Genomic DNA, 3,697 nt, shown 5'->3' on the forward strand with positions numbered 1-3,697 from the left:
GCGGCATCCAGTGGGCGGGGGACCGGCTGGTGGCGAGGCTGGATCGGCGGGGGTGAAAGACTGGCTGACGGCACGGCCGCGTACGGGATAGGCGGAGGCCTCCCCGCCACCAAACCGTCTGACGCCCGGCCCACCCGCCAAAGCTGCCCAGCCGCGTCGGCTGCGTATAGCTGCGGTCGACATAGAGCAGGGCCGAGCCGCCGCTGCCGTGCCGGACATCGATGACGCGGCCGATCATGACATTGTGCGTGCCGACGACATGCACAGTCTCAATCTCGCAATCGAAATTGACGATCGCATCCGACAACGCCGGCGTGCCGGAGGTCAGCGTCTGCCAGCGCGCCGAGGCGTAGCGTGCCTCCATGTCCCTGGTCGCGCCGGCGAATTTTCCCGCCAGATGCATGTGGTCATGCATCAGCACGTTGACGCAGAAGCGCTGGTTGGACAGAAACATGGCGGCCTGCGTCGAGCGCCCGTTCATGCAGACCAGCAGCGTCGGCGGCTCGTCGGAGACGCTGCACATGGCGGTGGCGGTGAAGCCGCCGCGTCCTGCCGGCCCATCGGTGGTGACGATGTTGACCGGCGCGCAGACCCTCGCCATGGCGTCGCGGAAATCGGTTTTCGAAATCTGCGTGGCCATCTAATTCACTCGGCCGTTGAGACAAGCGGATTGAACCAGGTATCGCCCGTCCAGCCATTCTCGTCATAGTCGGCCATGCAGGTGTCGACGAGCTCTTCCATCGCCTTCAGCCGCCCGCCGCGTTCAGCTCCTTTCAGCACCTGCAGCCGCACCTCTTCCGGCGCGCCGGCATAGTTGAGCTCGTAGAGCGCGTGGCGGCCGCCGAACTCGGTGCCGGTCGCGTCCCACAAAAGCTTCATGATCTTGATGCGCTCGATGTGGCCCATGTCGTTGGAGCCACGCACATATTGCGCCAGATACTTGTCGATCTCGGGGTTGTTGAAGTCGCGCACCGACGACGGCAGGTAGATCAGCCCGGACGCGATCACCCGGCGCACGGTGTCGATGACACGCGGATAGGCTTCCGACATGAAGGTGCGGTAGGCGAGCGCGGCTTCCAGATTGGGCAGCACCGCGCCATTCGCCCACGGGATCGGGTTGTAGGCCATGGCGTTGGAAAAGCTCCAGAACATGTGCCTGAGCGCGATGACCTCGCCCAGTGCCGCCTGGTTGCCGCGGAAAGCATCGCCGCCCGTGGCGCGCAGCGCCTTGGCCAGCAGGCCGGCGAGGAAGTCGAGCTTGACGGCGAAACGCGTGCAGCCCTGGAAGCAGTAGCCATGCATGAAGCCGGATGCCGGGTGGAAGGACAGGATCTTCTGCGCATCGCGCAGCACCAGCACGTCCTCCCAGGGGATGAAGACATTGTCGAGCACCAGGATCGCATCGTTCTCGTCGAAGCGCGACGACAGCGGATAGTCGAAGGGCGCCGCCACCGTGTTGGCCGTCTGCTCGTAGGAGACGCGGCAGAACATCTTTATCCCCGGTGCATTCATCGGCACGATGAACATCACCGACAGCGACGGATCCTCAGTGATCGTCGCCGAGCCCTGCGCCAGGAAATTGTAGTGGGTCAGCGCCGAGGACGTCGCCACCACCTTGGCGCCGGAGACATAGATGCCGGCATCCGTCTCCTTGGTGATGTGGACGAAGACGTCCTTCACCTGTTCGGCCGGCTTGTGGCGGTCGATCGGCGGATTGACGATGGCATGGTTCATGAACAGTGCGGCTTCCTGCGCACGTTTGTGCCAGGACAGAGCATTGTCCCTGAACGGCCCGTACCAGTCGGCATTGGCGCCGAGCGTGTTCATCAGCGCCGCCTTGTAGTCGGGCGTGCGCCCCATCCAGCCATAGGACATGCGCGACCACTCGGCGATCGCCGTCTGCTGGGTAACAAGCTCAGCCGAGGATTTGGCGACCCGGAAATATTTGTGGGTGTAGCCGCCCGAGCCGGTGTCGGTCGGCGAGGTCAGCGTGTCCCGCCGCAGGGGATCATGCAGCGCATCGTAGAGGCGCGCCAGCGACCGCGCCGAATTGCGCATCGACGGGTGCGTGGTGACATCGGCAATGCGTTCGCCGTATATATAGACCTCGCGGCCGTCGCGCAGGCTCTCCAGATACTCAGCCCCGGTGAACGGCCGTGCCTTATCAGTGCGGAAGTCTTCTGATCGCATGATGGTCCTCCTCTTGAGTCGCAACACTAGCGCCTTGGGCATGCTTCGGTTATGGACGGAACGGCAAAACCGATTGGACTTTTTCAGGCGCCATGAGCCAGAATTCCATCCCCGACTTCTTCGTCTATGGCGAGCCGGTGAGGCCGCTCGATGTCGGTTTCCTGCATGTCGAGACGGTGCTTGCGCGCAGCAATATCCATCTTGGTCAGGTTGCGGCGCACAAGCATCCGCAGATGGGCCAGATCACCTACTGGACCAGCGGCTCCGGCACCTACCGTATCGAAGACCGATCCTGGGACTTTTCGGCGCCTGCCGTCAGCTTCGTGCCGAGCGCTGTCGTGCATGGCTTCTCGATCGGACCCGGCACCGACGCCATCGTCGTCTCGGTCGCCGACGGCGCGCTCGCGGCCATCGCCGCTCACAGCCTGCTGCCGCTGGACAGGCCGGTCTTTGCCGACGGTCTGCCACGACACGCGGCGTGGGCGAGACTGGCGGCGGTGCTGGAGATGATCGCCGCCGAATATGCCGAGGCGCAAGCCGGCAATGACAGGGTCCTGCCGGCGCTGATCGCCGTCGCACTCTCCCACATTGCGCGCCTGAGCCCCGGCGTGACCGCCTCCGCTGCCTCTTCCGATGCTTCGCTGGCGCGGGGCCTGCGCCGGCTCGCCGACACGCATTTCCGCGACAACTGGCCGGTCGATCGCTACGTCGAGGCGCTGGCCACCACGCCGCATCTTCTCGACAAGGCTGCCCATGCTGTGCTGGGCGCCGGCGTCAAGCGGGTCGTCAGCGAAAGGCGGCTGCTGGAGGCCAAGCGTCTGCTGCTGTTTACCGTACGCACGGTGGAGGACATCGCCTACGAGATCGGCTTCGACGACCCGGCGTATTTTTCACGGTTCTTTCGCGCGCGGGTCGGCGAAGCGCCCGCCGCCTGGCGCCGGAAGCACTTGCAGGGCCATTAGTCCTGCGTGAGATGCAGACCCGTGATGCGCAATCCTCGATGTTGCAGCCACAGCCACTTTTTCGTGAAGCTGAACGGGTTGATCCCTTCGCCTGTCTGCCTAGGTAGAAAGGAGCGGCGGGCGCCACGCAAATCTGACATCGGGCCAATCTGACAGTCGGCATGATATTTTCCTGCATTCAAAAGCTTGCCCTCGCTGTTCTCTGTGTGGGAATCCAGTCTTCCTGCGTCGTTCCCGACGATACGTCGCGTATCGCCAAGGTTGATCCAACGGCGGCGGCCGCCCGCAAGGAGATGGTCGGCCTCAGCGAAGCCGATGTTCGAATGTGCGCCGGGTTTCCGACCGCCACCGCCAACGCCGGCCGATCGGGCCAGATCTGGACCTACAAGCGCATCGTCCAGCGCGGCAATCTCAGCATTGTGGTTCCGACTCTAGCGGTAGGCGCGATCCCGGCGGTCGGCGGCTCCGTCAATGTCGCTCCCGGCGGTTATTGCGACACGCAAATTCGCATGGTCGACGGCCGCGTCGCCGAAGTTGCCTATGCC

General features: G+C 64.2%; 3 protein-coding genes and 1 pseudogene. 2 read left to right on the forward strand and 2 right to left on the reverse strand.

From position 1 onward, the window contains the following. Positions 1-133: 133 nt before the first annotated feature. Positions 134-640: pseudogene (locus EN906_RS26465) on the reverse strand (flavin reductase); the annotation flags it as partial. Positions 641-645: 5 nt separating this feature from the next. Next, a complete protein-coding gene (locus EN906_RS26470; protein WP_127268204.1) occupies positions 646-2,190 on the reverse strand; it encodes a 4-hydroxyphenylacetate 3-hydroxylase N-terminal domain-containing protein in 1,545 nt (514 codons plus the stop codon). Between the two features lie 92 nt (positions 2,191-2,282). Between EN906_RS26470 and EN906_RS26475 the strand changes: the two genes are divergently transcribed. Next, positions 2,283-3,152 (forward strand): helix-turn-helix domain-containing protein, encoded by an 870-nt coding sequence (locus EN906_RS26475; protein ID WP_023810826.1) that lies wholly within the window; start codon positions 2,283-2,285, stop codon positions 3,150-3,152. 206 nt (positions 3,153-3,358) lie between these two features. Then, positions 3,359-3,697: hypothetical protein (locus EN906_RS26480; protein WP_245484339.1), on the forward strand; the 339-nt coding region annotated here is incomplete at its 3' end.

Source organism: Mesorhizobium sp. M7A.F.Ca.CA.004.06.1.1, assembly GCF_003999135.1.
In the GTDB taxonomy this organism is placed as follows: Bacteria; Pseudomonadota; Alphaproteobacteria; order Rhizobiales; family Rhizobiaceae; genus Mesorhizobium.

Bases quoted from the DNA above. Each gene is read 5' to 3' on its own strand.
- EN906_RS26470 (WP_127268204.1), bottom strand. From the start codon at position 2,190: ATGCGATCAGAAGACTTCCGCACTGATAAGGCACGGCCGTTCACCGGG.
- EN906_RS26475 (WP_023810826.1), top strand. From the start codon at position 2,283: ATGAGCCAGAATTCCATCCCCGACTTCTTCGTCTATGGCGAGCCGGTG.